Genomic DNA, 20,967 nt, shown 5'->3' with positions numbered 1-20,967 from the left:
GGCATTTTGTCAGACAGTTCGAGAAACGACCTGCTATGGTCACAGCATAGGGAGACTTTCTTTGAGTACAGGCACGACCACAGCGCACATCGTTGAGACCGGTGAAAGTGCTTTTGCTGTCAGCATCGACGTGTCCGGCCACCACCTCATCGGCGACGAGCCCGTCGAACAGGGTGGTGGGGACATGGGGCCGGCGCCCTATGACCTGTTGCTGGCAGCACTGGGCGAATGCACGGCCATGACGGTGCGCTGGTATGCCCGTCAGCAGAACTGGCCGCTTGAACGCGTGGAAGTCACCCTCACGCATGCCAAAGGTACGGTCGAAGGGAAGTCGACGAAGACGGATTATTTCGCCAAGACGATCCGTGTCATTGGCCAGGATCTGTCCGATGAGCAGCGGGAAAAGTTGATCTCGGTTGCGGCCCGTTGCCCGGTGCAGCGCACGCTGGAGGGCACGCCGGTTATCACCACGGTTGCGGCAAACTGACGAAACCCGGGCCCGACAGGAGAAGGCAGAAGATGAGCTACTATATTTCAGCCAGGCTGAAGGTGCCCTTTGACGAGGCCATCGCGCGCGCAGAGGCTGCGCTGAAGACGGAAGGGTTCGGGGTGATCAGCCGGATCGATATCCAGCAGACCCTCAAATCGAAGATCGACGTCGACTTTCGTCCCTATACGATCCTTGGCGCCTGCAATCCGACATTGGCGCATGAGGCGCTGCAGCTGGAAGACAAGGTCGGCTTGATGCTGCCCTGCAATGTCATCGTGCAGCAGTCAGGTTCGGACGAAGTTGAGGTCGCGGCGATTGACCCGGTGGCGTCCATGCAGGCCATCAGCAATCCTGAATTGGCAAAGGCGGCCGAGGTAGTCCGTGACAAGCTCGCGCGAGCGATCGACCGTCTGCGATAATCCGAAATGTAGACCAGCGAAAATCAGCACAGGAGGAAGATGATGAGCGCATTGGAAAATCTGAAGACAGAACTCGCCGCGCTGCGCGATGAGGCCAAGGTGCAGGCCCATCTGGGCAGCATGGAAGCCCAGCAGGAATGGCAGGAAGCCGAAGCCAAATGGAACCATTTCGTGGCCGAAGCCGGCCTTCATGAGACCGGGCAGAACATCAAATCGGCGCTGGAGATCCTGGCTGACGAACTGCGTGCCTCCTACGATCGGCTTAAGAAGGCGTTCTGAACCCATTCTGCTCGATATGGGCGTGCCGGCAGCCCGCCATGCCGACACGCCCGGTTTTCCATCATGCGGGGCAAGGCCCCGCATGCAGCCGGTCCCTATGACGGCCGGCCTGGTGGGCTTCATGCGGGTTCGCCGCCATTCCCACCGCCATGCTCGATCCGCCCCATCGTGCGGCGTCTCCCATGGTCCCCGCGCTTATCGGGTCCGGGTCCCCATCCAGCTCACTCTTGCACCGGCGTCGGTGCGGGACTGATGCTGTCGATCTCCGCGATCCGCTGGAACTCGCCGAGATATTCCTGCCGGTTCTGCGAGAGCCACCGGACGATGCGGGCGTTACCAAGCAGCTTCGCTATGTACCCGCGCGTCACGGTGAGGTGCAGATTGTCGAGCCCGTAGGTTTCTTCGACCGATTTGACCTGGGCCTGCAGCGCAGCCAGTTCGCGTTCCATCCGCGTCATCTGTTCGGTGCTGATGGCATTGATGCCGTCGCGCCGTTTCCGGGGTTGTTTGACCAGCTGGTTGTCAGGCGTGGCGGCCAGCAATGCCTTCGCGAACGGCACCGTGAAGTTGTTCTGCCCGACCATGAGGTCTGCGGCTTCGATCTGGCGAATGGTTGTCATCCGCCGCAGCTCGTCGAACACCTTCATCGGACAGGCAACGTCCTTCAGCATCTCCACGACCTCGGGGCAGATGCCGTCAAGCAGCCGGAACCGCCGGCGGATCGTGGCAATGTCGAGCCCGAGAGCTTCGGCGATCCTGGCTTCCGGCACGCCGCGCTCGACGGCTTTGACCACCATCCGGTGCTCCTGGATCGCTGCCAGGCGGTTGACCCGCTTGTTGTAAGTGTAGGTCTCATCATCGGTCGAAATCAGGCACTCGACCGTGTCGATGCCGAGATCGCGCAGGACCTCGATCCGCACATGCCCGTCGAGCAGAAAATACCGCTCCCGGTTCTGGGGATCGGGCGTGACGACAGGCGCTTCCACGAGCCCGATCGCCTTTACCGACCCGAGGATCTGGGCGTACTTCTTGCTTTCGCGGGTGCCTGGGCGGAGGGTCTTGAGCGTCACCAGCTGATCAAGGCCTAGCGTCACGCTGGTGGTCTGGAAGGCAAGCCTGACCCCGTCGTGGCCGGTTCCGTCAGTGGGTAGCTGATCGATCCGGTCCTTCACGCGTCCATGTCCCCGGATATCCGCATGGCAAGGGCGCGCGGCATGGTTTCGAGCTGTTCAGCGCGTAGCAGGGTGGTGAAGCCGTCGTCGCTGAGCAGGTCCCGCAGGGCCTCTACGATGAACAGGAGCCGCGTCTGGGTGAAATCCGACTTCTTGACCAGTATCCGCTGTTTCTCGGCCTCCCGCTGATAGATCTGCATCAGGTCGGTGGAGGTCATGCGCCGGTTGGCATTCCGGCGCCCGAGGCCATGGACGGCAGCGGCCCTGCCGTTGCGCTTCATCCGCTGGTCGAGCATCCGCCGCACCGCGCCCAGCTTCTTGCCCCTGAGCTGGCCGCTCTCGTAAGCATCGATCAGCAGGTTCTGAGCCTCGTCGGTAGTGGCACGGGCAATGTCGACCGCGAGGCTGATCGGAATGAGCCCGGTCTCGACGGCTGCCACCAGCCGGTTCTCGCCGCGCTCCAGCAAGGTGACGATCATGTTGACCCAGCTGGGTGTCACGCCGATCTTGGCGGCGATCTCGGTGTCGTTATAGCCGCGTCGGTGCAAACTGCCGATTTCCTCCATCAGATCGATCGGCCGGTGCTGTCGGCGCGCGATATTCTCGACCAGGCTCATCACCAGGCATTCGGCCTCGGCGGCCTCGATCACGACGGCGGGGATCTCGGTCTGGCCGAGCATCTGGAAGGCCTCGAGCCGGCCTTCGCCGCAAACCAGGTCATATCGGGGACTGCCTTCGCCGGGACGCCGGCTGACCGTGATCGGGCGTTTCAGGCCGATCGCCTCGATGTTGTTGACGATCTCGCGGTGCTGCCGCTTGTTGCGGGCCCGCGGATTGAGCACCGTGATCCGGGAAATCGGGATCATCTCGATCTGTTGGGGATGGGCGTCCGGCATCAGGCTGCCTCCACGATGCTGACCGGCGCTGCGATGTCATAGAGATAGTCGAGCGTGTCGAAACGGTAGGCGTCGAGACTGAGACCGTTTTCCTCGGCCAGCCGCACGCGATCCGACGCCACATCAAGACGGGGGAACAGGTAGAAATCGAGCGGCGCGCGGTTGTCCGCGTCCATGCGCACCACGATCGTGATGTCGGGCATGAGCGAGGTATCAAAGCGCAGCTTCCAGCGCAGCAGGCCGGTCGGTGTCGGCGTGCAGCGGGCAATGACGATCGACAGGCTGAACTCGTTGTTCACGGCGACGCGGTCGGTGGCAAGGTCCTGCCAGGCATCGCTGCCCTGTTCGCGCAGGCCTTCAAGCACCTGCCGCAGGATATCGGGGTGCAGCCTGCGCAATGCCCGGTTGATGGCGATGTAGCGGTAATCCCGGTCCGGGGTGAACCCGACCAGGCTGTAAGTGTCAAACGGCGTTCAAAAGGGACCCCCGATCGGCGTCGAAGAGGGACCCCCTTTTCGGATAATATGATGCTGGTTTGTTGAAGATGGCCTTGCGCTGCGTGCGGCGGAGGGCGGGCGTAGCCCGACCGGAGGCGCGCGCAGCGCAAGATAGATTTTTGAAGGCGCCGAAGGTGGCTGTCAGCTGCGGTTTTTGAAGCGCCAGCTGTCGTTGCCCGTCTCGACGATATCGCAGTGGTGGGTGACGCGGTCGAGCAGCGCCGTGGTCATCTTGGGATCGCCGAACACGGTCGGCCATTCGCCGAAGGCGAGGTTCGTGGTGATGATGACGCTGGTCCGCTCATAAAGCTTGCTGATGAGGTGGAACAGCAACTGCCCTCCCGAGCGGGCGAACGGCAGATAACCGAGCTCGTCGAGCACGATCAGGTCGAGCCGCGACAGCTGCGCCGCCAGGGTCCCGCCTTTGCCGATCCGGGTCTCCTCTTCGAGGCGTGTCACCAGATCGACGGTGTTGAAGTAGCGGGCGCGAGCGCCCCTTCGCACGACATTGGCGGTGATCGCGATGGCGAGGTGGGTCTTGCCTGTCCCCGTGCCGCCGACCAGCACGATATTGCGGCGAGGCGGGAGGAAGGAGCCATCGTGAAGGGAGCGGATCATCTCCTCATTGATCGGTGTGCCCTCGAAGCTGAACCGCTCCAGGTCCTTCACCACGGGCAGCCTCGCAGCCGTCATCCGATAGCGGATGGAGGCTGCATCCCGGTGGGTCGCCTCAGCACGGAGCAGGTCGGTCAGTATCTCCATGGTGGTGCGCTTGCGCTGGAGGCCGGTGGTGACCGCCTCGTCGAACGCCGCCGCCATGCCCTTGAGTCCGAGGCCGCGCATCGTGTCGATCATATCATGCCGCTGCATCATAGCCTCGCAGCAGATCATAGCGGGCACAGTCGGCGAGCGGAGGATGCTGCAGCATCCGGTCTTCCGAAGTGACGATGCTGTGGGGTGTCGCCGGCTCGCGGCGCCGGGAGAGGATGTTGAGGATCAGCTCGTCGCTGGCCGTTCCGTTCGCCAACGCTTCGCGCACGGCAGCCTCTACCGGCTCCAGGCCATCGGTGAGCACCGCCGAGAGGACCCGCACGAACCTGCGATCGGCCTCGTCCCCGGTGCCGAGCCTTCGCCGTAATCGGTGCAGGGCGGGCGGCAGATCCCAGTCCTGGAACGGTGCGCCGTTACGCAGCGCGCCGGGCTTGTGCGCGAGGACCGGCAGATAATGCCAGGGATCGTATATCGTGCGGTTCCGACCGAAGTGGCGCTCATGCTCCCCGACGATCGCATCGCCGCAGCGTATGACGATGCGATCGGCATAGGAGCGCACCTGAACGGTCCGGCGTGCGGCCGTCGACATGACCGAGTAGCGGTTGCGATCGAAGCTGATGAGGCAGGTGCCGGTGACGGCATGCTCGCTCTCATGGAAGCCGTCGAACGGTGCCAGGATCGGCTGCAGGGCCGGTCGCTCCATATCCAGCGCCTCGGCGACGGTAATATCCCCGCGTTCGGGATGGGCATGATGCTCGGCCCAGCGCCGGCACTCGGCCTCCAGCCACCCGTTGAGCTCGGCCAGGCTGGCGAACCGGAGTCGCGGCTGGAAGAAGCGGCCTCGGATCGTCTGGACCTGCTGCTCGACCTGGCCCTTCTCCCATCCCGCCGCCGGCGAGCAGGCGGTCGGCTCGACCATGTAATGATCGGTCATGATCAGGAAGCGGCGGTTGAACACACGCTCCTTGCCGGTGAACACGGCCGTCACCGCCGTCTTCATATTATCGTAGATACCGCGTCGCGGCACACCGCCGAAGAACGCGAACGCCCGGGCATGTGATCTTCCTCCGGTTGTGCGGACACTAGGGTTAGCCCGTCATGCGTTGCTCGGCCTGTTCGGGGGTGAGATACCCGAGCGCCGAGTGCATGCGATGCCGATTATAATAGCCTTCGATATATCCGAACAGAGCCTGCCGGGCTTCGACGTGCGTTGCCCAGCGGCATTGATGGACCAGTTCGACCTTCAGCGTATGAAAGAAGCTCTCCATCGGCGCGTTGTCGTAACAGTTTCCGGTGCGGCTCATCGACGCGGTCGCGCCGATCGCGGTGAGTTGATCGACATAAGCCCCGGCGGCATATTGCGATCCGCGATCGGAGTGATGCACGAGTCCGCGTGCTGGTCGCTGCCGTTGGGCGGCCATCATCAACGCAGCGAGCGTCAGTTCGGTGCGCATGTGATCCCGCATCGCCCAGCCCACGATCTTGCGCGTCGCCAGATCGAGCACGGCCGCCAGATACAGCCAGCCTTCGCCGGTCGGGATATAGCTGATATCGGCCAGCCACACGCGGTTCGGCGCCGTTGCTTCGAAGCGCTGCGCTAGCAGGTTCGGCGCGATCGGCAGGTAATGGCGGCTGTCGGTCGTCGAGGGCCGAAAGCGGCGACCGGCAAGCGCACGAATGCCGTGACGGCGCATCAGCCGCTCGACACGACCGCGGCTGCAGCCGCGCCCTTCCGCGCGCAGCGCGGCATGCATCCGGGGACTGCCGTATCGCCCGGAATGCCGCGCCTGGATCCGGCGGATATCGGCGAGCAACACGGCGTTCTCCGTCATGCGCATACTCGGCGGTCGATCGCGCCAATCGTAATAGCCGCTGCGCGACACACCGAGCATGCGGCACATGACGCTGACCGGCCAGGGGCCAGCATGGGCGCGGATGAACTGGAACTTCACCGTGGCATCTCCGCGCAAATGCCGACCGCTTTTTTAGAATGTCGCGCTCCATGCGCGTGCGATCGAGCTCGCGGCGTAGCCTGGCAATCTCCGACGCCTGATCCGCCGGCGACGCCATCGACGATGATAGCGGCTTCGCCGCAGGCACTGTCCCCTTGATCTCCAGTGCCCGTTGCCAGCGCCTCAACATCGTCGGCATGATACCCAACTCACGCGCAACGTCGGCCTGCATCCGACCGCTCGTCTCCCATAGCGTCACCGCCTCGCGCTTGAACTCGTCCGTGAAATATCGCTTCCCAACCTTTGCCATCTTACACCTCCTGGCTCCAATGAGCCCTTCATCGGTGTCCGCGCAACCGGGGAAGATCACATGGGCATCGAACAGCATCTCCTGGCCCTCGCGCGGATAGGCTCGGACATAGGGTGCGCGCGAGTCGCAGAGACGCATATGCGCCACCTTCACCCGCATCGGCTTGCCGGCGATCTCCACATCCTCGTGGCTCCAGTCGAACTGGTAGGCCTCACCCGGCTGGAAGGTCATCGGGATGAACGCCGGTGCGCCTTCGCCAGCATCCTTCCGCCGCGCAGCACGCCAGCGCGCCGCATAGCGGCGCACCGCATCATAGGATCCATCGAACCCCTCGCGCACCAGCAGGTCATGGATACGCGTCATCCGTAGCCGATCGCGGCGGCCGCGACCTTCGTTCTCCTCAAGCAGCGCATCGAGACGATCCTGATAAGGACCGATCCGCGGCAGCGGCTGGACTTTGCGCTGATAGTTGAACGCCGCCTCCGGCGACCGGATCGCTTTGCGGACGACCTTCCGCGACAAACGAAGGTCACGAGCGATCGCCTTGATCGCCTTACCCGCTGCATGCTCACGCCGAATCCGAACCACTGTCTCCACGATCAACATCCCGTTCTCGCCAACTGATCAAAACCAGTCGGCCGACTAAATCCCCGGGATGAAGGGGTCCTTTTTGCACGCCGATCACCCCACGAAGGGGGTGCCTATTGCACGCTGATCCTCACAGACTGCAAACGCAATAAACGAAACGGCCTTAACGGGCGATGACGGTTTCACCAGGGCAGGATCAGGCAATGGCGACACCGAGATCGACTGGCGCTGATCGTCAGGCAACTGCGCGATTGAAAATATCTCACCCGCTTCCGTCAATGCCGGGTGGGGTTTTCGAGATGCCTGTCAGTCTCAAGCGCCAATGCTGTAGCCCACAGCGGGGTCTTGGTAAAAATGTCCTGCCGTTCCCGTCCCCTCCCAACCCGATGCTCCTGCAACAGGCCCAGCCATGTCAGCGGACGCAGCACGTGGATGTAGAAAGCTGCCGTCAGTCTATGATCATTACGCCCGTCCTCGGATCCGCTGCCAAACAGGACTGAGTTCAGGCGATCCTTACTGACCCCATTCTGCGCTTCCACGTTGATGACATTGAGAAAAATGTCCCAGTTACCCACGAGGCCATCTTCATGGCGCGTATAGGGGGCGTGATCGAGGACAAGCAGGTGATCGGCCAAAACTGCCCAGAGCTCCCCGGGCTTGGATTTGAGCTGTTTGCCGAGTTTTGTGCAATGCATTGCGCTCTTGGCGTGGCGCACCAACTTCGCGCTGAGTAGCACGTCGTGCAAAACCATCAGCGGTGGAAAGTCCTGCTCGTTGAGGACCTTATTGAGGTAATAAAGGTCCTCGGGCTCGTAAAACGGCCAGGCGAAGGCTTCGGCTGCCCATTGCACAAAATACCGTTTCAGCGCCTTCAGGGGCGTCAGGCCGATCGGTCCGTTGGCCTCGATGTAGTCGAGTGTCAGTCGCGCCCCTCGCAGCAACGGTGATAAGGCCAGATCCGGATTGTCGTCAGCGAGAGGGATGAAATCATTCATACTTCAAACTCTGGCCACCTTCAGCTTAATGTCGCCCTGACGTCGGCCGTTCTCATCTACGTTTGCATATTTGATCTTTAGGCGATGGGCCTTTTTAGCTCCACTCATCTCTGGGTGAAATGGAGAGCGAACGTTTCTGCTCCAGGTCGTCAAGGAATGCATTCCAGGCCTGCCGACCGATGCGTTTTGAAACGTAGGCGGCTGACATTGCACCGAAAGCTGAAAGCACCGCCGCGAGATCGTCAATAAAGCCTTCAAGAAGGCTCGGAACCGATCGACCATATGCGAGATAGATTGCGTCGCGGTAATTTGCCTTGCCTCGGTACCGAGATGCCTGGTGCAGAAAGGCGATACCACGTCGATCGAACGCGACATCGCGCAATTGCCGGGCCGCCACCGACCGGAAACTATCAACGCCCAGAGCTTTGAAATCTTTCGACTCACGTACGCGTTCCTGGATGTTCCATTGCTCCCACTTCGCCGTTCCAGCCAGATACTCGGCATGGCAGCCCCAGGCTTGCTCTGGGTCGGTAGGCGTCACAGTCAGGGAGTGCTTTCCCCGCGCTCGAATTGGAGCGAGATCCAGCGAAACCGCGTCGGCGCGCAGCGAAGAGAGGCGGTCTCCAAAAGGTTCAAGGGCGAGCCCGGTAGCAGAAAATTGGCGGTCCCACTGCTGGGCGGTTGCAGCGTGAGTGTCCGGGAAGGAGCCATCACCTGCCGCGATCATAGCCGATGCCGCGCCATAGACTCCGTAATACCAAGCCATGATACCAATACGGGCAACATCAGCTTTGTTTTCAACGTTTGCGATCGCGCGCAGGCTGGCGAGCTGATTAAGTGTGAACAGCATCTGTTCACAGACGGTATTGAGGTCTCGGTCCGGCATCGATCGACGCTGAACTGCTCCGTAAGCGCGAACTGCTGTTGAAAAAGAGAGGTTCAACTCTTTCACCAGGATAGCGAGCGCCCGCATCCAGTTGATCGTTGAGGGAAGCGCAAAGCGTGCGTCCGGAATGTCCTCGGGTGTCTCCGCCAAGGTCCCATGCTCGCGCATGCGTTTGTAGAGCGAGAAATCTGGCATCAGCGCTCTACCTATTTGTTTTCACTTAAGGTCACCCTGACATCAGCCATGGGAATGTACACCCGGCGAGGGTTTCCCGGGTCTTCCAGCGGCAGGAAACCCAAGTCAGCGTAGAATTTCCATCGCCGGTCGAAGTGGTCTCCGTCCAGGACGTCGAGTACGATGGCGGCCGCGCCCATCTGGTCGGCTATACCAAGGCACCGCTCCATCGCGTCAATGACAAGCGCAGTCCCAACGCGTTTGCCCTGCATGTCCTCGCGGACAGCCACCGCCCGAATGTAGATGACCGGGACATCCGGAACCCGGGCGCGCTGCCATTTCTTGGGCCCGAACTCCGCGCGCACGGCCATGGCGCCGAGCGTGTAGAATCCGAGTACCGCGTTATCCCCGTCTGCCGTCGCGATCCACGCGGTGACCATGCCGTCCTTGACCTGGTCGGACAGGGACGATTTCAGGAAATTGTCGATCGGTGCGAAGCCACATGAAAAGGCGCTGCGGTCGTGCAGCGCCTTGTCGAATTTGGCGATTGTCAGGGCTGGGAGGGCAGCCCCGGTTTCAGCCGGCATCCTTGAGGAGGCCCTTCGTTGCCTTGGCTGCACGGGCGAGGCCGGGCACCTTCTTGCCCGGTGCATCGATAGCGGCCTTGAAGGCTTCGAATGCCTCGACCGGCAGAATCGACAGGGACATCCGCTGCTCGACTTCCTGCGCACGGAGCAGAGCAGCCTGGCGAATGAAGTCCGCTTCCTGCAGGCCGGTGGCGGCAGCCGCAGCCCTGATCCGCTCTTCGTCGGCACGGTGCATGCGCACCTCTTTGCGGGCCTCCATCTTGCCCGGGGTCGGGGTTACGGTTTCCAGGGCGAACATGGTCAATCTCCTTGTTGCCATCTTGTACGGCAAAACGCCGTACGGGTCAATGGTGATAGCCAGTCAGGCGCCCATGGGAAACCAAGACGTCGGTGTTATCAAGGGTAATGGCGAATCCAGCCTGCCCGCATACGGGCCGGTAGAGCCAAAGTCGTATTTTGGTTATTCAATGCAGTGTCGTGCTTGCTGCCACCGGATGTGAAACATGAAGAAGCCAATTATCAGCAAATTCAGTGATCGGCCGAAGACAAGAACGGCATGGACTGGGATGTGGATGGGACTGTCTTGCTTGTTGATCCCGCCATTTCTCGGCGTATTCGCATCGGTGCTGCGGCCGCTTATTGACCCCGCCAGCATGCAAGGTCGCACAGACACGTTGGGCATTCAAATGGGTGTCGGACTGGTTGTCCTTTCTCTGGCTCTGGTGTTTCTGGCCTTGAAGTCATCCATCAAGGCGTATCAGCTTGGTGAAAGGTCATGGGTGATGTGGGTCGGCCTCATTTCCTCGATGGCAATCGGCATGTTCTGGATCATGATGATTGTCGGCGAGTTGGCGTTTCCGCACTAGCGGGGCCGGCATGGCGCGATCGTATCCTTGGCCTCGAGTTTCAGTACTTAAGCAGAGGATGCGAACAAAAGGGGCTGCGTAATCCTAAGTTCTGGTGAAAATCTGAGGTCGAAATTTTCCCTCAAGAGTTCCGGCCAAATACTGGGATGGATGAGGTTGTAATCCAGTTCTATTCCCACCGCCACTAGTTGAAGATAAGCTGTTGTTTAGTCGGTGCTTTTTAAGCCACCCTCGTTTCTGATCCACGCTTCTACCCACAAAACGATTTTCGCACCCGAGCGGTCTGAGCTTAATTTCAGGAGAAGCGACCTGAGATAGCGCTTCCGCTTGTTGCCGAGTCGGCGTTTCGTTACACCTTGCCGAAAGTCGGGCCGGGGTAGCATTCAAAAATGGCAAACGAACGAAAAACTGAAAATCTCGTCCGAGATCGTCTACGAAAACTTGGATATTTCGCGGACGGCGCTCTGCGCGTGGAAGAGCAGCGAAGTGATAATCCGAAGATAAGTAAACTTCTTAAGAATGCTTCGAAACGGGGGACCGGAATCGGGCTTCCTGAATTCGTCATCACGAGCGCCGATTTCCCCGATTTAATAATCGTGATCGAGTGCAAGGGAAGCCCGCAGCGGCACCGCAGCGCTAAGCTTGATCAATACGCCGACTACGCGTGTGACGGCGCGCTTCTCTACGCGTCGTTTCTCTCAAAAGCCTATAATGTCATCGCTATTGGCGTAAGCGGCGAAACTGATGCTGAATGCACGATCAGCCATTTTCTGCACCTTGAGAATGAGCATTCGTTCACGGAGTTTGCAGGGGACGCCCTCCTGATCTTCGATGACTACGTCAAATTATTTCAGAGCTCGCCCGAAAAGTTCAACCACGACTACAGTGGATTGCTCACCTACACGCAGAAGTTAAACGCGAATCTCCATAAACTAAAAGTGAAAGAGTCTCAGAGAAGCCTTCTGCTGAGCGGAATCTTGATTTCGCTGAAGAACCAGTCGTTTATTGCTTCGTACTCTAAACAGAAGACGGCTCTTCAGTTAACACAGTCTTTAGTGCAGACCATCGTAAACGAGTTAGTTGACGACGGGATCGACAAAGACAGAATACAGAGTCTAAAGAATGCGTATTCATTCATATCCTCTCATGCAATACTCTCCCGCAAGAAGGAAGATCTCGTGGAGCTTATCCAAGAGATTGACAAAGAAATAAACTCATTTATGCGGACGTATGAGTATTTCGATACAATTGGTCAATTTTACATTGAGTTTCTAAGGTACGCAAATAACGACAAGGGCTTGGGAATTGTTCTGACGCCGCCTCATATCACGGAGCTATTTGCTGACTTAGCCGGAGTAGACGCAAATAGTGTTGTTTGGGACAACTGCTGCGGAACAGGTGGATTTCTGATCAGCGCGATGAAGAGGATGGTTGCTGACTGTAAAGGAGACACCTCCAAGGTTAAGAAACTTAAAGAGAGTCAACTTTTTGGTAGTGAAATCCAGGATGACATTTACGCGCTAGCCATCTCCAATATGATTTTGCAGGGCGATGGTAAAAGCGGAATCTCGCCGAACTCCTGTTTCGAAGACGCCGCACGGATCAAGGAGAAGAAACCGAACGTCGGCCTGCTCAATCCCCCCTATAAGTCTAACGCCGATGATCCAGAGGAGTTGGATTTCATTTTGAACAACCTCTCCGCACTTGAAGTAAACGGCACGTGTGTTGCCATTGTGCCAATCTCCACCGTCTTGGCGTCAGACGGCCCGGGCTTAATCCTCAAGCAAAGGCTCATGAAGGAGCATACGGTAGAAGCCGTCATGTCCATGCCAGAGGATCTGTTTCATAATTCGGACGTGGGGGTGATCACCTGCACGCTCGTCGTAACGGCGCACAAGCCTCACGCTGCGGGCAAAAAAACGTGGTTAGGCTACTGGCGCGATGATGGCTTCGTTAAGCAGAAGGGGAAGGGCCGGATCGACGCTCATCACAAGTGGCAGAGCATCAAAGACACTTGGCTTGCCGCCTTCAAGAACAGGGAGGTCGATGGTCGCACTTCTGTGATGGTTGAGTTGGCGGCCTCCAATGAATGGTGTGCGGAAGCTTACATTACGACAGACTATTCAACTCTAACCGAGAACGAGTTCGCACGGGAGCTGCGGAAGTATCTCTCGTATCGCATTGGTGAGGGGGTATGAGTGCTGTCCCGCTCTCCGAAATCTTCGACGTTGAGTACGGAAATAAGCTCAACTTTAATGCGATGGAGGCAGACGACGACGGCGTAAACTTCGTTAGTCGCTCAAGAATGCGGCTCGGCGTGATCGCACGAGTCAAGAAGCTACCGAGCGTGGAGCCATATCCGGGCGGCCTGATTACGGTCACTTTCGGCGGTTCATACCTGCTCAGCACATTCGTGCAGCCGAAGGAGTTTTACACAGCTCAAAATGTGAAGGTGCTCAGTCCGAAAGGTGAGATGCCGTTTCGTGAGAAGGTTTATTACTGCGCTTGCATCGCGCATAATCGCCATCGCTATTCCTCGCACGGGCGAGAGGCGAACAGGAGTCTGGATAGCCTGCTAGTGCCCGCTAGATCTGACGTTCCATCATGGGTGAACTCTACCGAGCCTGAGGGATTGGAGCTGTCAGCGGATCAATTCGTCAATGGTGGTCTGCAAAGTGAGGCGAAGGACGGCGAAGTTGTCCGCCTCAACAGCCTGTTTGACCTGTACAATGGGGTCAATCCGCCGGCGCACTACCGCACGACGGAACCCGTTGATGATGAGCATCTTCCACTAGTTCGTCCGCCCTGCCGGCATGAAACCGAAGCTCGTCGGTATCGGTATTCTTCGCGGCACCCACCATATTATCGCGCAGGCCGAGCAGATGCTTGTCATGATCCGCGGATGCTTCGTTCGACCGCGAAGTCGTGGATGTGCGAGCGCGTTGGAAAAGCTGCATCTGTACTTCGCTGGCTAGCGGAGTGAGTTCGTCAGGTCACGGAAGTAGTCCTAAATGCGATCGCGCATACCAGCCCTCTGAAAAAATCTCTCTTCCTCAAGGGCAGCGCCCTGATGGGGATTGCCTATGACAGTCCCCGCACGACGACGGATATCGACCTCACAACCAGCCTTGAAGCGGACAAAGAAGCTGTCAACCAGGTGAGAGCCTTGCTGGATGGCGCCTTCCCGCAGATCATCGTCAGACCGGGTTATGCCGGCCTGCTCCTCAAAGTACATTCAGTGACACTGCGTCCGAAGAAGCGGTTTGACACGGCCGAGTTCCCCGCCATCAAACTGAAAGTCGGATATGCAGATCAAGGCACTGCGGCACATGAAGCCCTGATAGAAGGATGGGCAGCCACTGCCATCGAAGTCGATATCTCCTTCAACGAACCGCAGACAGAACCACGAATCCCTGCCATACCCGGCGGCGCGGAACTCCTAGCCTGCAGCTTCACGGATCTCATTGCAGAAAAACCCCGTGCCATGCCGCAGCAGGTCGTGCGCAGGCGCAATCGGCGGCAGGACGTCTACGATCCCCGCGTCCAGCGTGCCTGAGGGCCGGGCCCACCGCGGCCTCGCGCATTCCCGGCGCCTGAACTCGGGATGTAATTCACTTGCGCCCGGAAGGGTGCCTGTTATTTATCGTTCGAATAATTGCCTCTCCAATAGGGCCACGAACATTCCGGGGGAAAGTGAGCCGTATCCGTCACGCGCCCGGCGGCCAGAATCCGGCGCCGCCCTCGCCGGGATATGCCATTCCGTTTACTTTCCACCCTGCTGGACCATGCGACACCACCGCCACTGGAGTATAAGATGAATGGAGCTGAAGCCCTTATCGGAGCCTTGAGCCGGGCGAACGTCGATACGTGTTTTGCCAATCCCGGAACGTCCGAGATGCAGCTTGTCGCGGCCATAGACAAGGCTCCGGATATGCGGGCGATTCTCTGTCTGTTCGAGGGGGTCGTCACCGGAGCCGCAGATGGCTATGGCCGTATGGCAGACAAGCCGGCACTTACACTGCTTCACCTTGGACCGGGCTTCGGCAATGGGACAGCCAACCTCCACAATGCCCGGCGCGCCGGATCACCGGTGGTCAACATGATCGGCGATCATGCCACCTATCATCTGAAATATGATGCTCCGCTTACGGCCGATATTGAGGGATTTGCAAAGCCTGTCTCCGACTGGGTTGGAACCTCCGCAAGTGCGGCCGATCTGGCGGCAACCGGCCTGGCAGCCCTGAGGGCAAGCCTTGTCTATCCCGGCCAGGTCGCTTCGTTCATCGCCCCCGCAGATCATGCCTGGGACGAGGCAAATGGCGCCGATGAAGCCCTCCCCACCGCGTCGCCCCCAAAAGCCCTTGATGATGATCTGCAGGCAGCCGTTTCCGCATTGAGACAGAATGGTCCCGTCGCACTTTATCTCGGTGGCCGCGCACTCCGGGAAGATGCCCTTTTCCAGGCCGGGCGTATCGCGGCGGCGACCGGAGCCCGATTGATCTGCGAAACCTTTGCTGCCCGGCTGCAGCGCGGCGCCGGTCGGGTACCCGTGGAGCGTCTCCCCTATTTTGGCGAGCAGGCAGCGGACTATCTGAAGGATTTCGCGGCGATCGTCTGTGTGGGTGCAAAGCCGCCAGTATCTTTCTTCGCCTATCCCGGAAAGCCCAGCTGGCTTTCTCCCGAAACAGCCGAGCTTGTCAGCTTGGCTGAACGGCATGTGGACGCGCTCGACGCGCTCACGCGTCTTGCCGAAGAAGTCGCCGCCCCGGCGGAACCGCACACCTTGCAGCCCGCCGGAGCCCCGCCACCTGAAGAGGGACCGCTGAACCCGCTTGATCTCGGCAAAGTGCTCGCCGCTCATATGCCTGAGAATGGTATTGTCTCCGACGAAGCGGCAACAGCGGGTCTCTTCATTTTTCCGGTGACCGCAGGCGCACCCAGGCATGACTGGCTCATGCTCACCGGAGGTGCAATCGGACAAGGCCTGCCCGCTGCCGTCGGCGCCGCTGTCGCCTGTCCGGACCGCAAGGTGATCGCCCTGCAGGCTGACGGGTCAGGCATGTATACTGTGCAGGCCCTGTGGACCATGGCCCGCGAGAATCTCGATGTGACGACAATCATCCTGAACAATGGCAGCTACGCCATCCTGAACATCGAACTCCAACGCGTCGGCGTCGAAAATCCCGGCACGAAGGCACTGTCCTTACTTGATCTCACCAATCCGGCGATCAACTGGGTCTCGATTTCGGAAGGCATGGGGGTGCCGGCGTGCCGCGTTACGACCGTGAGCGAATTCCGGCTGGCACTTGAAGATGCCCTCAACCATCGGGGGCCCAGGCTGATCGAAGCCATGATTTAAGACGCCAGCCGGTTCCGATCGCGCACCAGAATTGAACAGGGGTCCGTCTCATGACCGAACTTCTGGCACAGATTTCAAATATCGCAGGCCCAAACGGGCTGATCTCCGGCGATGATGTTCACGCTCGCCCCGCCGACTGGCTTGGACGCTCGAATTGACGGGCCCGGGCAATTGTCCGGCCAGCCTCAACGCAAGAACTTTCCAACATCATGCGCCTGTGCCACGCGGCGGGTCAGAGTGTCATTGGCGCCGGCGGCCTTAGGGGATATGCCGGCCAATCATGATGCCGGCATCAGCGTTTACTCTTCTCCGCCACCCTCCGCACGATGTACCCGCAGCTCGGGCGCATGGCGTGCCGGAATATCCGGTCGTCGCTCGAAGGCCCCGCCTTCTCCGGATACGCGCTCCTTCTGGATGATGGAGCGCGCTTTGTCCTGCGAAACGCCGAGACTGCGCAGCGCATAGTCCGCCAGACCAAACGACAGCTCACGCGAGCCCATGATGGCAAGGCCTACCTCCTGACTCTCCAGATACGCCACCTCGGCGTCGCTGTGCGTGCGGATCGCGGTGTCGATCTCCGGATTGAGCAGGCGTGCGAGTTCGATGATCCGCCGTGTCTGAAAACCTTCCGGCGTGGCGATGACGAGCAGGCGGGCGGTTGCAATGCCGGCGGCTTCGAGAATGCCGGGCGTCGATCCATCGCCGTAGATCGCCGGAATACCGCGCTCGCGCAGCGCTTCCACGCGGCGGCGATCCTTGTCCACGACGATGACCGGGAGGTTTTGCTCCTTGAGCAGTTTGACGACGATTCTTCCAATTCGGCCGTAGCCGATGACGACGGCATGTCTCCCTGGCGCGCCTATACTCTCTGCTTCGGTCAGATGCAGAGAGTTGTCGCCGCTGCTGCGCTCCATTCCCGCGAGCAGGCCGGGATGGCGACCGAGCCAATGTTCCAGCCTGTCGAAGCTCCAGAACACAAGTGGATTGAGCGCGATGGAAAGTACGGCGGCTGCGATGATGAAGTCCTGCCCCGACGAAGGGACCATGCCAAGCGTGACGCCGAGGCCGATGAGAATGAAGGAAAACTCCCCGATCTGGGCGAGGCTTGCCGATACGGTCAGTGCCGTTCGGACCGGATAGCCGAAGGCAAGCACGATTCCGAAGGCCGCGATCGACTTGCCGATCAGGATAATCGCCAGCACCGCCAGCACGGACAGCGGTTCGTGAACCAGGATCGCCGGGTTGAACAGCATCCCCACCGACACGAAGAACAGGACGGCGAAGGCATCCTGAAGCGGCAGGGAGTCCGCCGCAGCCTGATGGCTGAAATCGCTCTCGCTCAGAACCGCGCCTGCGAAGAATGCGCCGAGCGCGAACGACACGCCGAAGAGCGCGGCCGAGCCGTATGCGATGCCGAGCGCGGTCGCGAGCACGGAGAGCGTGAACAGTTCGCGTGAACCTGTGCGCGCGATGCGCTCCAGCACCCACGGCACGAGGCGTTTCCCCACCACCAGCATGAGCGCCAGGAACAGCGCAACCTTGCCCAGCGTCAGAAGGAGCGTGATGCCCACATCGCCGCCGCCGATCCATCCTACTGCACTGGCGGGACCGCCGCCCAGCACTCCCGCGAGCGCGGGAAGCAACACCAGCGCCAGCACCATCGCCAGATCTTCTACGATCAACCAGCCGACGGCGATGCGGCCGTTGATGGAGGTCAGCGCGCCGCGCTCTTCCATGGCGCGGAGCAGGACGACGGTGGATGCAACGGATAGGGCGAGCCCGAAGATGATACCGGCACCGATCGGCCAGCCCCACAGCCACGTCAGACCGGCGCCGAGCCCCGCCGCGACGGCAATCTGCGCGACCGCGCCCGGAATGGCGATCCTGCGGACGGCCATCAGGTCCTTGATGGAAAAGTGCAGTCCGACACCGAACATCAGCAGGATGACACCGATTTCGGCGAGCTGGCCGGCCAATGCCGCGTCGCCGACAAAGCCGGGTGTGAACGGCCCCACCGCAACGCCTGCGGCCAGATAGCCCACCAGCGGCGGCAGCTTCAGCCTGCTGGCAATGAAACCGCCCGCGAACGCGAGCACAAGCCCCATGACAAGCGTGGTAATCAGTGTCGTGTCATGCGGCATGCAGAAGCCTTGTTCCGGAAGGGCGGACACCGCGGCATGCAATGCCTGGCCAACATAGGAGGCTTCAGGCTGATTTTCCAGAAAATCGGAAAATAATCCGACTTGGCAAGAATATGAACGGCACCGGTGTTTTCAAACAGATCATGAATAAATGCATAATCTTCCAGTGGACGGCATGAAATCTTAATTATATGATAAGTATGATTTTTCGATTTAATTTCGGAATCTGAAACTTTACTTCGCTTTTAATGAAGAAATGCCTTAAGGCTTAAATATCGCCGCAGCCTTCCAACCAGCGTCCCGGCGACTGGGAGACGATATGCGCTCCCGCTTCGAGGAGGCTTCCATGCCCTATCAACCGGATATCCAGTATTTCACGCGCCGTGCGGCGCAGTCGAGGCAGGCAGAGGAGCGCGCCGCGCATGACAGCGTAAGGATCGTCCACGGCAAGCTCGCAACCGCTTTCGAGGCGCTCGCCCGCAAGGCTGTGCTGGCGATCACGGCACCAGAAGCGCCCGCGGTTCGTGAGCCCGCCGCGCCGCGCACGATCCTGCGTCCCTTGTATCGCACCCCGGCTGCGATGCCTCCGATCCCGGTGTCCGCCCCCGTCAGGTCCAGTGTCGCGGCGACCGCATGAGCCGGCGCGACCTCTGCCGGAGCCGGGCCGCAGAGGCGGAACGTCAGGCAACCGACGCCACGCCCGCGGTTCGAAGCCGCTGCCTGATGTCGGCCCGATGGTGGACACGCCTCGCAGATGCTCTCGACACGGGAGACCCCGAACTGGTTTCCGAACTCACCCGCGATATCGTGCCGTTCCTCCCCGGCGCCGCGGGTTCGAACCCCGCGCGGGATTTTCGGTCGTGACGCTCCACGCCCTGCTGGGCTTCCACGCGCCCGATCACGGCCGCAGCCGATGGGAGGGCGGATGTTTCGTCAGCGAATGCGAAAAATGCGGGCGGCCGATGATCAAGAGCCCCGGCGCGGACTGGGTGCTGCGTACACGACCCTGAAGCGTTCAGACACAGCACGGATCAGGATCTCGATACACGTCCGTTCGATATAGGGTTGGTACATTCGCCCGGTTGAGCCTATGGTGGCCGTTGCTGCTCCGATCCGGATCAGAGCGTTGGCTTCCGGGCTCGAACGCCATCAAGGAGCATCCCATGGCAAAAAGTCAGCGCAAAGGCAGCAAGGAAGCGCGCAAGCCCAAGAAGGCCGCGCCCCCGAAGCGGAATGCCTCGAATCCGTCCATCAAGGCTGTCCTGCCGGGGCTGTCGAAGGACTGACCTGTTCACGGGGACGCGCAGGACCGTTTCGTCCTGCATGGGGATCGGATCGTCCACGCACACTGGCGGGTAAGCCGCGCCGGGCGACCGCTTGTCGCTCCGTTTCGAAGGGATTTCAAAATGCAGCCATCATCCAGCCTTTGCCGAACGCAGGAACGCTATCATCTCGATCAGGCGGCGAAGTCCGTGCTTCCCAATCTTCGGGAGCAGGCGACCGGTGCCGCAGCGGCATGGGCGCGCGAGGCCGAGGCGGCGGAGCGCCGCGACAAGCGACGTGCCGCGGCCGCCGGGCCTGCGGAGGGCCGCATTGCATTGCCCGTTCCGGCTTCGGATACCATGCCGGAAAACGAGAACCCGGACCGTAGTTTCGCGCACGCCTGAAACCGGCCGGAACTGCCGTGGTCACGCTCGATATTCGCCACCAGACCCGCTATCGCTATCGGGAGCCGGTCAGCCTTGGGCCGCATCGCCTGATGCTGCGCCCGCGCGAAAGCTGCGCGCTTCGGCTGATCGTGTTCGAAGTGAAAACGGACCCGGCGGCGGAGATGCACTGGGCGCAGGACGTTTACGGAAATACGATCGCAACCGTCGTCTTCAAAAACCCAACCGACAGCCTTGTCATCGAAAGCACCTCCCGGCTTCGGCTTGATGCTGCCGAATGGCCGGTGTTCGACATCGCGGCATCGGCGGCCGCATTCCCGTTCGACTACAGCGATGACGAACGGCTCGATCTCGGCGCCATGCTGGCCCGGCAATATCCGGACCCGGAAGGGCGGCTCGCCGCGTGGGCAAGAGCATTCGTCCGCAGCGATCCCACCGATACGCTCTCGCTTCTCAGGGACCTGAACGCCGGCGTGCAGGCACAGATACGGTATCAGGCGCGCGAGGACGAAGGCACGCAATCGCCGATCGCGACCCTCGATCGTCGCTCCGGCTCCTGCCGCGATTTCGCCGTCCTGTTCGTGGAGGCCGTGCGCAGTCTCGGTTTCGGCGCACGCATCGTGTCGGGCTACCTGCACAATGCCGACGGCACGATGCAGGGCTCGGCCGACGACGGCTCCACGCACGCGTGGGCGGAGGTCTATGTGCCGGGCGCAGGCTGGATCGCTTACGACCCCACCAACCTCGGCGTCGGCGGGTTCAGCCTGATCCCCGTCGCCGTGGCGCGCAGCATCGGGCAGGTCTTGCCCGTTTCCGGCAGCTATGCCGGCGCGGCTGACGCCCTTGAGGCAATGTCGGTCTCGGTCCGCATTGGAGCCGCGGCGACATCGGGTTGACCCGGATGCCTGTCCTTGCGTC

The 20,967-nt window shown here is 60.5% G+C and carries 22 protein-coding genes and 2 pseudogenes; 12 read left to right on the top strand and 12 right to left on the bottom strand.

What is annotated here, in order from left to right:
- Positions 1 to 61 precede the first annotated feature (61 nt).
- The 3 genes from PE061_RS01295 to PE061_RS01285 are packed head-to-tail and all read left to right on the top strand — an operon-like array spanning position 62 to position 1,188.
- Positions 62 to 487, top strand: a complete 426-nt coding sequence (locus PE061_RS01295; protein WP_271257434.1) for an OsmC family protein — start codon at positions 62 to 64, stop codon at positions 485 to 487.
- A 32-nt stretch (positions 488 to 519) separates the two neighbouring features.
- Positions 520 to 909: a DUF302 domain-containing protein gene (locus PE061_RS01290; RefSeq protein ID WP_271257433.1), complete on the top strand. Its 390-nt coding sequence runs from the start codon at positions 520 to 522 to the stop codon at positions 907 to 909.
- Between the two features lie 42 nt (positions 910 to 951).
- Positions 952 to 1,188, top strand: coding sequence for a hypothetical protein (locus PE061_RS01285; protein WP_271257432.1), 237 nt, complete (start codon positions 952 to 954; stop codon positions 1,186 to 1,188).
- Between the two features lie 221 nt (positions 1,189 to 1,409).
- Here the strand turns inward: PE061_RS01285 and PE061_RS01280 are convergent, their stop codons facing one another.
- The 11 genes and pseudogenes from PE061_RS01280 to PE061_RS01230 form a co-directional block, all read right to left on the bottom strand.
- Complete coding sequence (locus PE061_RS01280; protein WP_271257431.1) at positions 1,410 to 2,360, bottom strand: plasmid partitioning protein RepB C-terminal domain-containing protein; 951 nt, start codon at positions 2,358 to 2,360, stop codon at positions 1,410 to 1,412.
- Positions 2,357 to 3,256 (bottom strand): plasmid partitioning protein RepB C-terminal domain-containing protein, encoded by a 900-nt coding sequence (locus PE061_RS01275; protein WP_271257430.1) that lies wholly within the window; start codon positions 3,254 to 3,256, stop codon positions 2,357 to 2,359. The genes PE061_RS01280 and PE061_RS01275 overlap by 4 nt, the downstream gene beginning before the upstream one ends.
- Positions 3,256 to 3,654 carry a hypothetical protein gene (locus tag PE061_RS01270; protein WP_336297014.1) on the bottom strand — a complete coding sequence of 133 codons (399 nt, stop codon included), beginning with the start codon at positions 3,652 to 3,654 and terminating at the stop codon, positions 3,256 to 3,258. The genes PE061_RS01275 and PE061_RS01270 overlap by 1 nt, the downstream gene beginning before the upstream one ends.
- Positions 3,655 to 3,894: 240 nt before the next feature.
- Entirely contained in the window at positions 3,895 to 4,623 is a 729-nt protein-coding gene (istB, locus tag PE061_RS01265) for an IS21-like element helper ATPase IstB (RefSeq protein ID WP_031304487.1), read from the bottom strand.
- Positions 4,610 to 5,584, bottom strand: a pseudogene (locus tag PE061_RS01260) (Mu transposase domain-containing protein); the annotation flags it as partial. The gene istB and the pseudogene PE061_RS01260, both read right to left, overlap by 14 nt.
- 28 nt (positions 5,585 to 5,612) lie before the next feature.
- Positions 5,613 to 6,786 (bottom strand): IS3 family transposase gene (locus tag PE061_RS01255; protein ID WP_420794306.1). Its coding sequence is split into 2 segments (ribosomal slippage): positions 5,613 to 6,504 and positions 6,503 to 6,786, totalling 1,176 coding nucleotides; the frame shifts between segments, so codons are not numbered across the junction.
- 60 nt (positions 6,787 to 6,846) lie between these two features.
- Positions 6,847 to 7,392, bottom strand: a pseudogene (locus tag PE061_RS01250) (IS21 family transposase); the annotation flags it as partial.
- Between the two features lie 257 nt (positions 7,393 to 7,649).
- Positions 7,650 to 8,369, bottom strand: coding sequence for a hypothetical protein (locus PE061_RS01245; RefSeq protein WP_271257429.1), 720 nt, complete (start codon positions 8,367 to 8,369; stop codon positions 7,650 to 7,652).
- 94 nt (positions 8,370 to 8,463) lie between these two features.
- Positions 8,464 to 9,450 (bottom strand): hypothetical protein, encoded by a 987-nt coding sequence (locus PE061_RS01240; RefSeq protein ID WP_271257428.1) that lies wholly within the window; start codon positions 9,448 to 9,450, stop codon positions 8,464 to 8,466.
- Positions 9,451 to 9,461: 11 nt separating this feature from the next.
- Positions 9,462 to 10,016 carry a GNAT family N-acetyltransferase gene (locus tag PE061_RS01235; protein WP_271257427.1) on the bottom strand — a complete coding sequence of 185 codons (555 nt, stop codon included), beginning with the start codon at positions 10,014 to 10,016 and terminating at the stop codon, positions 9,462 to 9,464.
- The gene (locus PE061_RS01230; protein WP_271257426.1) at positions 10,006 to 10,314 is read right to left on the bottom strand and encodes a DUF1778 domain-containing protein; all 309 of its coding nucleotides are present in this window, start codon (positions 10,312 to 10,314) and stop codon (positions 10,006 to 10,008) included. Before PE061_RS01230 ends, PE061_RS01235 begins: the two co-directional genes overlap by 11 nt.
- A 205-nt stretch (positions 10,315 to 10,519) precedes the next feature.
- Here PE061_RS01230 and PE061_RS01225 point away from each other — a divergent pair, with 205 nt between their 5' ends.
- The 5 genes from PE061_RS01225 to PE061_RS01205 all read left to right on the top strand — a co-directional run bounded on the left by PE061_RS01225 (position 10,520) and on the right by PE061_RS01205 (position 16,241).
- Positions 10,520 to 10,882, top strand: a complete 363-nt coding sequence (locus PE061_RS01225; RefSeq protein ID WP_271257425.1) for a hypothetical protein — start codon at positions 10,520 to 10,522, stop codon at positions 10,880 to 10,882.
- A 389-nt stretch (positions 10,883 to 11,271) separates the two neighbouring features.
- Complete coding sequence (locus PE061_RS01220) at positions 11,272 to 13,080, top strand: HsdM family class I SAM-dependent methyltransferase (protein WP_271257424.1); 1,809 nt, start codon at positions 11,272 to 11,274, stop codon at positions 13,078 to 13,080.
- On the top strand, positions 13,077 to 13,865 hold the full coding sequence (locus PE061_RS01215) for a hypothetical protein (protein WP_271257423.1): 789 nt from the start codon (positions 13,077 to 13,079) through the stop codon (positions 13,863 to 13,865). The genes PE061_RS01220 and PE061_RS01215 overlap by 4 nt, the downstream gene beginning before the upstream one ends.
- 33 nt (positions 13,866 to 13,898) lie before the next feature.
- Complete coding sequence (locus PE061_RS01210; RefSeq protein WP_271259102.1) at positions 13,899 to 14,438, top strand: nucleotidyl transferase AbiEii/AbiGii toxin family protein; 540 nt, start codon at positions 13,899 to 13,901, stop codon at positions 14,436 to 14,438.
- 258 nt (positions 14,439 to 14,696) lie between these two features.
- Complete coding sequence (locus PE061_RS01205) at positions 14,697 to 16,241, top strand: acetolactate synthase large subunit (protein ID WP_271257422.1); 1,545 nt, start codon at positions 14,697 to 14,699, stop codon at positions 16,239 to 16,241.
- A 299-nt stretch (positions 16,242 to 16,540) separates the two neighbouring features.
- Here PE061_RS01205 and ybaL read toward each other — a convergent pair whose 3' ends face one another.
- On the bottom strand, positions 16,541 to 18,382 hold the full coding sequence (gene ybaL / locus PE061_RS01200; RefSeq protein WP_271257421.1) for a YbaL family putative K(+) efflux transporter: 1,842 nt from the start codon (positions 18,380 to 18,382) through the stop codon (positions 16,541 to 16,543).
- A gap of 346 nt (positions 18,383 to 18,728) precedes the next feature.
- On the opposite strand from ybaL, the gene PE061_RS01195 reads away from it, so the two are divergent.
- The 4 genes from PE061_RS01195 to PE061_RS01180 all read left to right on the top strand — a co-directional run bounded on the left by PE061_RS01195 (position 18,729) and on the right by PE061_RS01180 (position 20,945).
- Positions 18,729 to 19,019 carry a hypothetical protein gene (locus PE061_RS01195; protein ID WP_271257420.1) on the top strand — a complete coding sequence of 97 codons (291 nt, stop codon included), beginning with the start codon at positions 18,729 to 18,731 and terminating at the stop codon, positions 19,017 to 19,019.
- Between the two features lie 526 nt (positions 19,020 to 19,545).
- The gene (locus PE061_RS01190) at positions 19,546 to 19,668 is read left to right on the top strand and encodes a hypothetical protein (protein ID WP_271257419.1); all 123 of its coding nucleotides are present in this window, start codon (positions 19,546 to 19,548) and stop codon (positions 19,666 to 19,668) included.
- A gap of 120 nt (positions 19,669 to 19,788) precedes the next feature.
- Positions 19,789 to 20,049, top strand: a complete 261-nt coding sequence (locus PE061_RS01185) for a hypothetical protein (RefSeq protein ID WP_271257418.1) — start codon at positions 19,789 to 19,791, stop codon at positions 20,047 to 20,049.
- Between the two features lie 17 nt (positions 20,050 to 20,066).
- Positions 20,067 to 20,945, top strand: a complete 879-nt coding sequence (locus PE061_RS01180; protein ID WP_271257417.1) for a transglutaminase family protein — start codon at positions 20,067 to 20,069, stop codon at positions 20,943 to 20,945.
- Positions 20,946 to 20,967 lie beyond the last annotated feature (22 nt).

The sequence above is a fragment of the Sphingosinicella microcystinivorans genome (assembly GCF_027941835.1).
Taxonomy (GTDB): Bacteria; Pseudomonadota; Alphaproteobacteria; order Sphingomonadales; family Sphingomonadaceae; genus Sphingosinicella.
The sequence above is the reverse complement of the archived record's forward strand: the minus strand, read 5'-3'. Positions and strand labels throughout refer to the sequence as shown.

What these genes read in the sequence shown, in the direction of transcription:
- PE061_RS01290 (WP_271257433.1), top strand. Translation starts at nt 520, where the DNA reads ATGAGCTACTATATTTCAGCCAGGCTGAAGGTGCCCTTTGACGAGGCC.
- PE061_RS01285 (WP_271257432.1), top strand. Translation starts at nt 952, where the DNA reads ATGAGCGCATTGGAAAATCTGAAGACAGAACTCGCCGCGCTGCGCGAT.
- PE061_RS01275 (WP_271257430.1), bottom strand. Translation starts at nt 3,256, where the DNA reads ATGCCGGACGCCCATCCCCAACAGATCGAGATGATCCCGATTTCCCGG.
- istB (WP_031304487.1), bottom strand. Translation starts at nt 4,623, where the DNA reads ATGCAGCGGCATGATATGATCGACACGATGCGCGGCCTCGGACTCAAG.
- PE061_RS01245 (WP_271257429.1), bottom strand. Translation starts at nt 8,369, where the DNA reads ATGAATGATTTCATCCCTCTCGCTGACGACAATCCGGATCTGGCCTTA.
- PE061_RS01240 (WP_271257428.1), bottom strand. Translation starts at nt 9,450, where the DNA reads ATGCCAGATTTCTCGCTCTACAAACGCATGCGCGAGCATGGGACCTTG.
- PE061_RS01235 (WP_271257427.1), bottom strand. Translation starts at nt 10,016, where the DNA reads ATGCCGGCTGAAACCGGGGCTGCCCTCCCAGCCCTGACAATCGCCAAA.
- PE061_RS01230 (WP_271257426.1), bottom strand. Translation starts at nt 10,314, where the DNA reads ATGTTCGCCCTGGAAACCGTAACCCCGACCCCGGGCAAGATGGAGGCC.
- PE061_RS01225 (WP_271257425.1), top strand. Translation starts at nt 10,520, where the DNA reads ATGAAGAAGCCAATTATCAGCAAATTCAGTGATCGGCCGAAGACAAGA.
- PE061_RS01220 (WP_271257424.1), top strand. Translation starts at nt 11,272, where the DNA reads ATGGCAAACGAACGAAAAACTGAAAATCTCGTCCGAGATCGTCTACGA.
- PE061_RS01215 (WP_271257423.1), top strand. Translation starts at nt 13,077, where the DNA reads ATGAGTGCTGTCCCGCTCTCCGAAATCTTCGACGTTGAGTACGGAAAT.
- PE061_RS01205 (WP_271257422.1), top strand. Translation starts at nt 14,697, where the DNA reads ATGAATGGAGCTGAAGCCCTTATCGGAGCCTTGAGCCGGGCGAACGTC.
- ybaL (WP_271257421.1), bottom strand. Translation starts at nt 18,382, where the DNA reads ATGCCGCATGACACGACACTGATTACCACGCTTGTCATGGGGCTTGTG.
- PE061_RS01195 (WP_271257420.1), top strand. Translation starts at nt 18,729, where the DNA reads ATGCCCTATCAACCGGATATCCAGTATTTCACGCGCCGTGCGGCGCAG.
- PE061_RS01190 (WP_271257419.1), top strand. Translation starts at nt 19,546, where the DNA reads ATGGCAAAAAGTCAGCGCAAAGGCAGCAAGGAAGCGCGCAAGCCCAAG.
- PE061_RS01185 (WP_271257418.1), top strand. Translation starts at nt 19,789, where the DNA reads ATGCAGCCATCATCCAGCCTTTGCCGAACGCAGGAACGCTATCATCTC.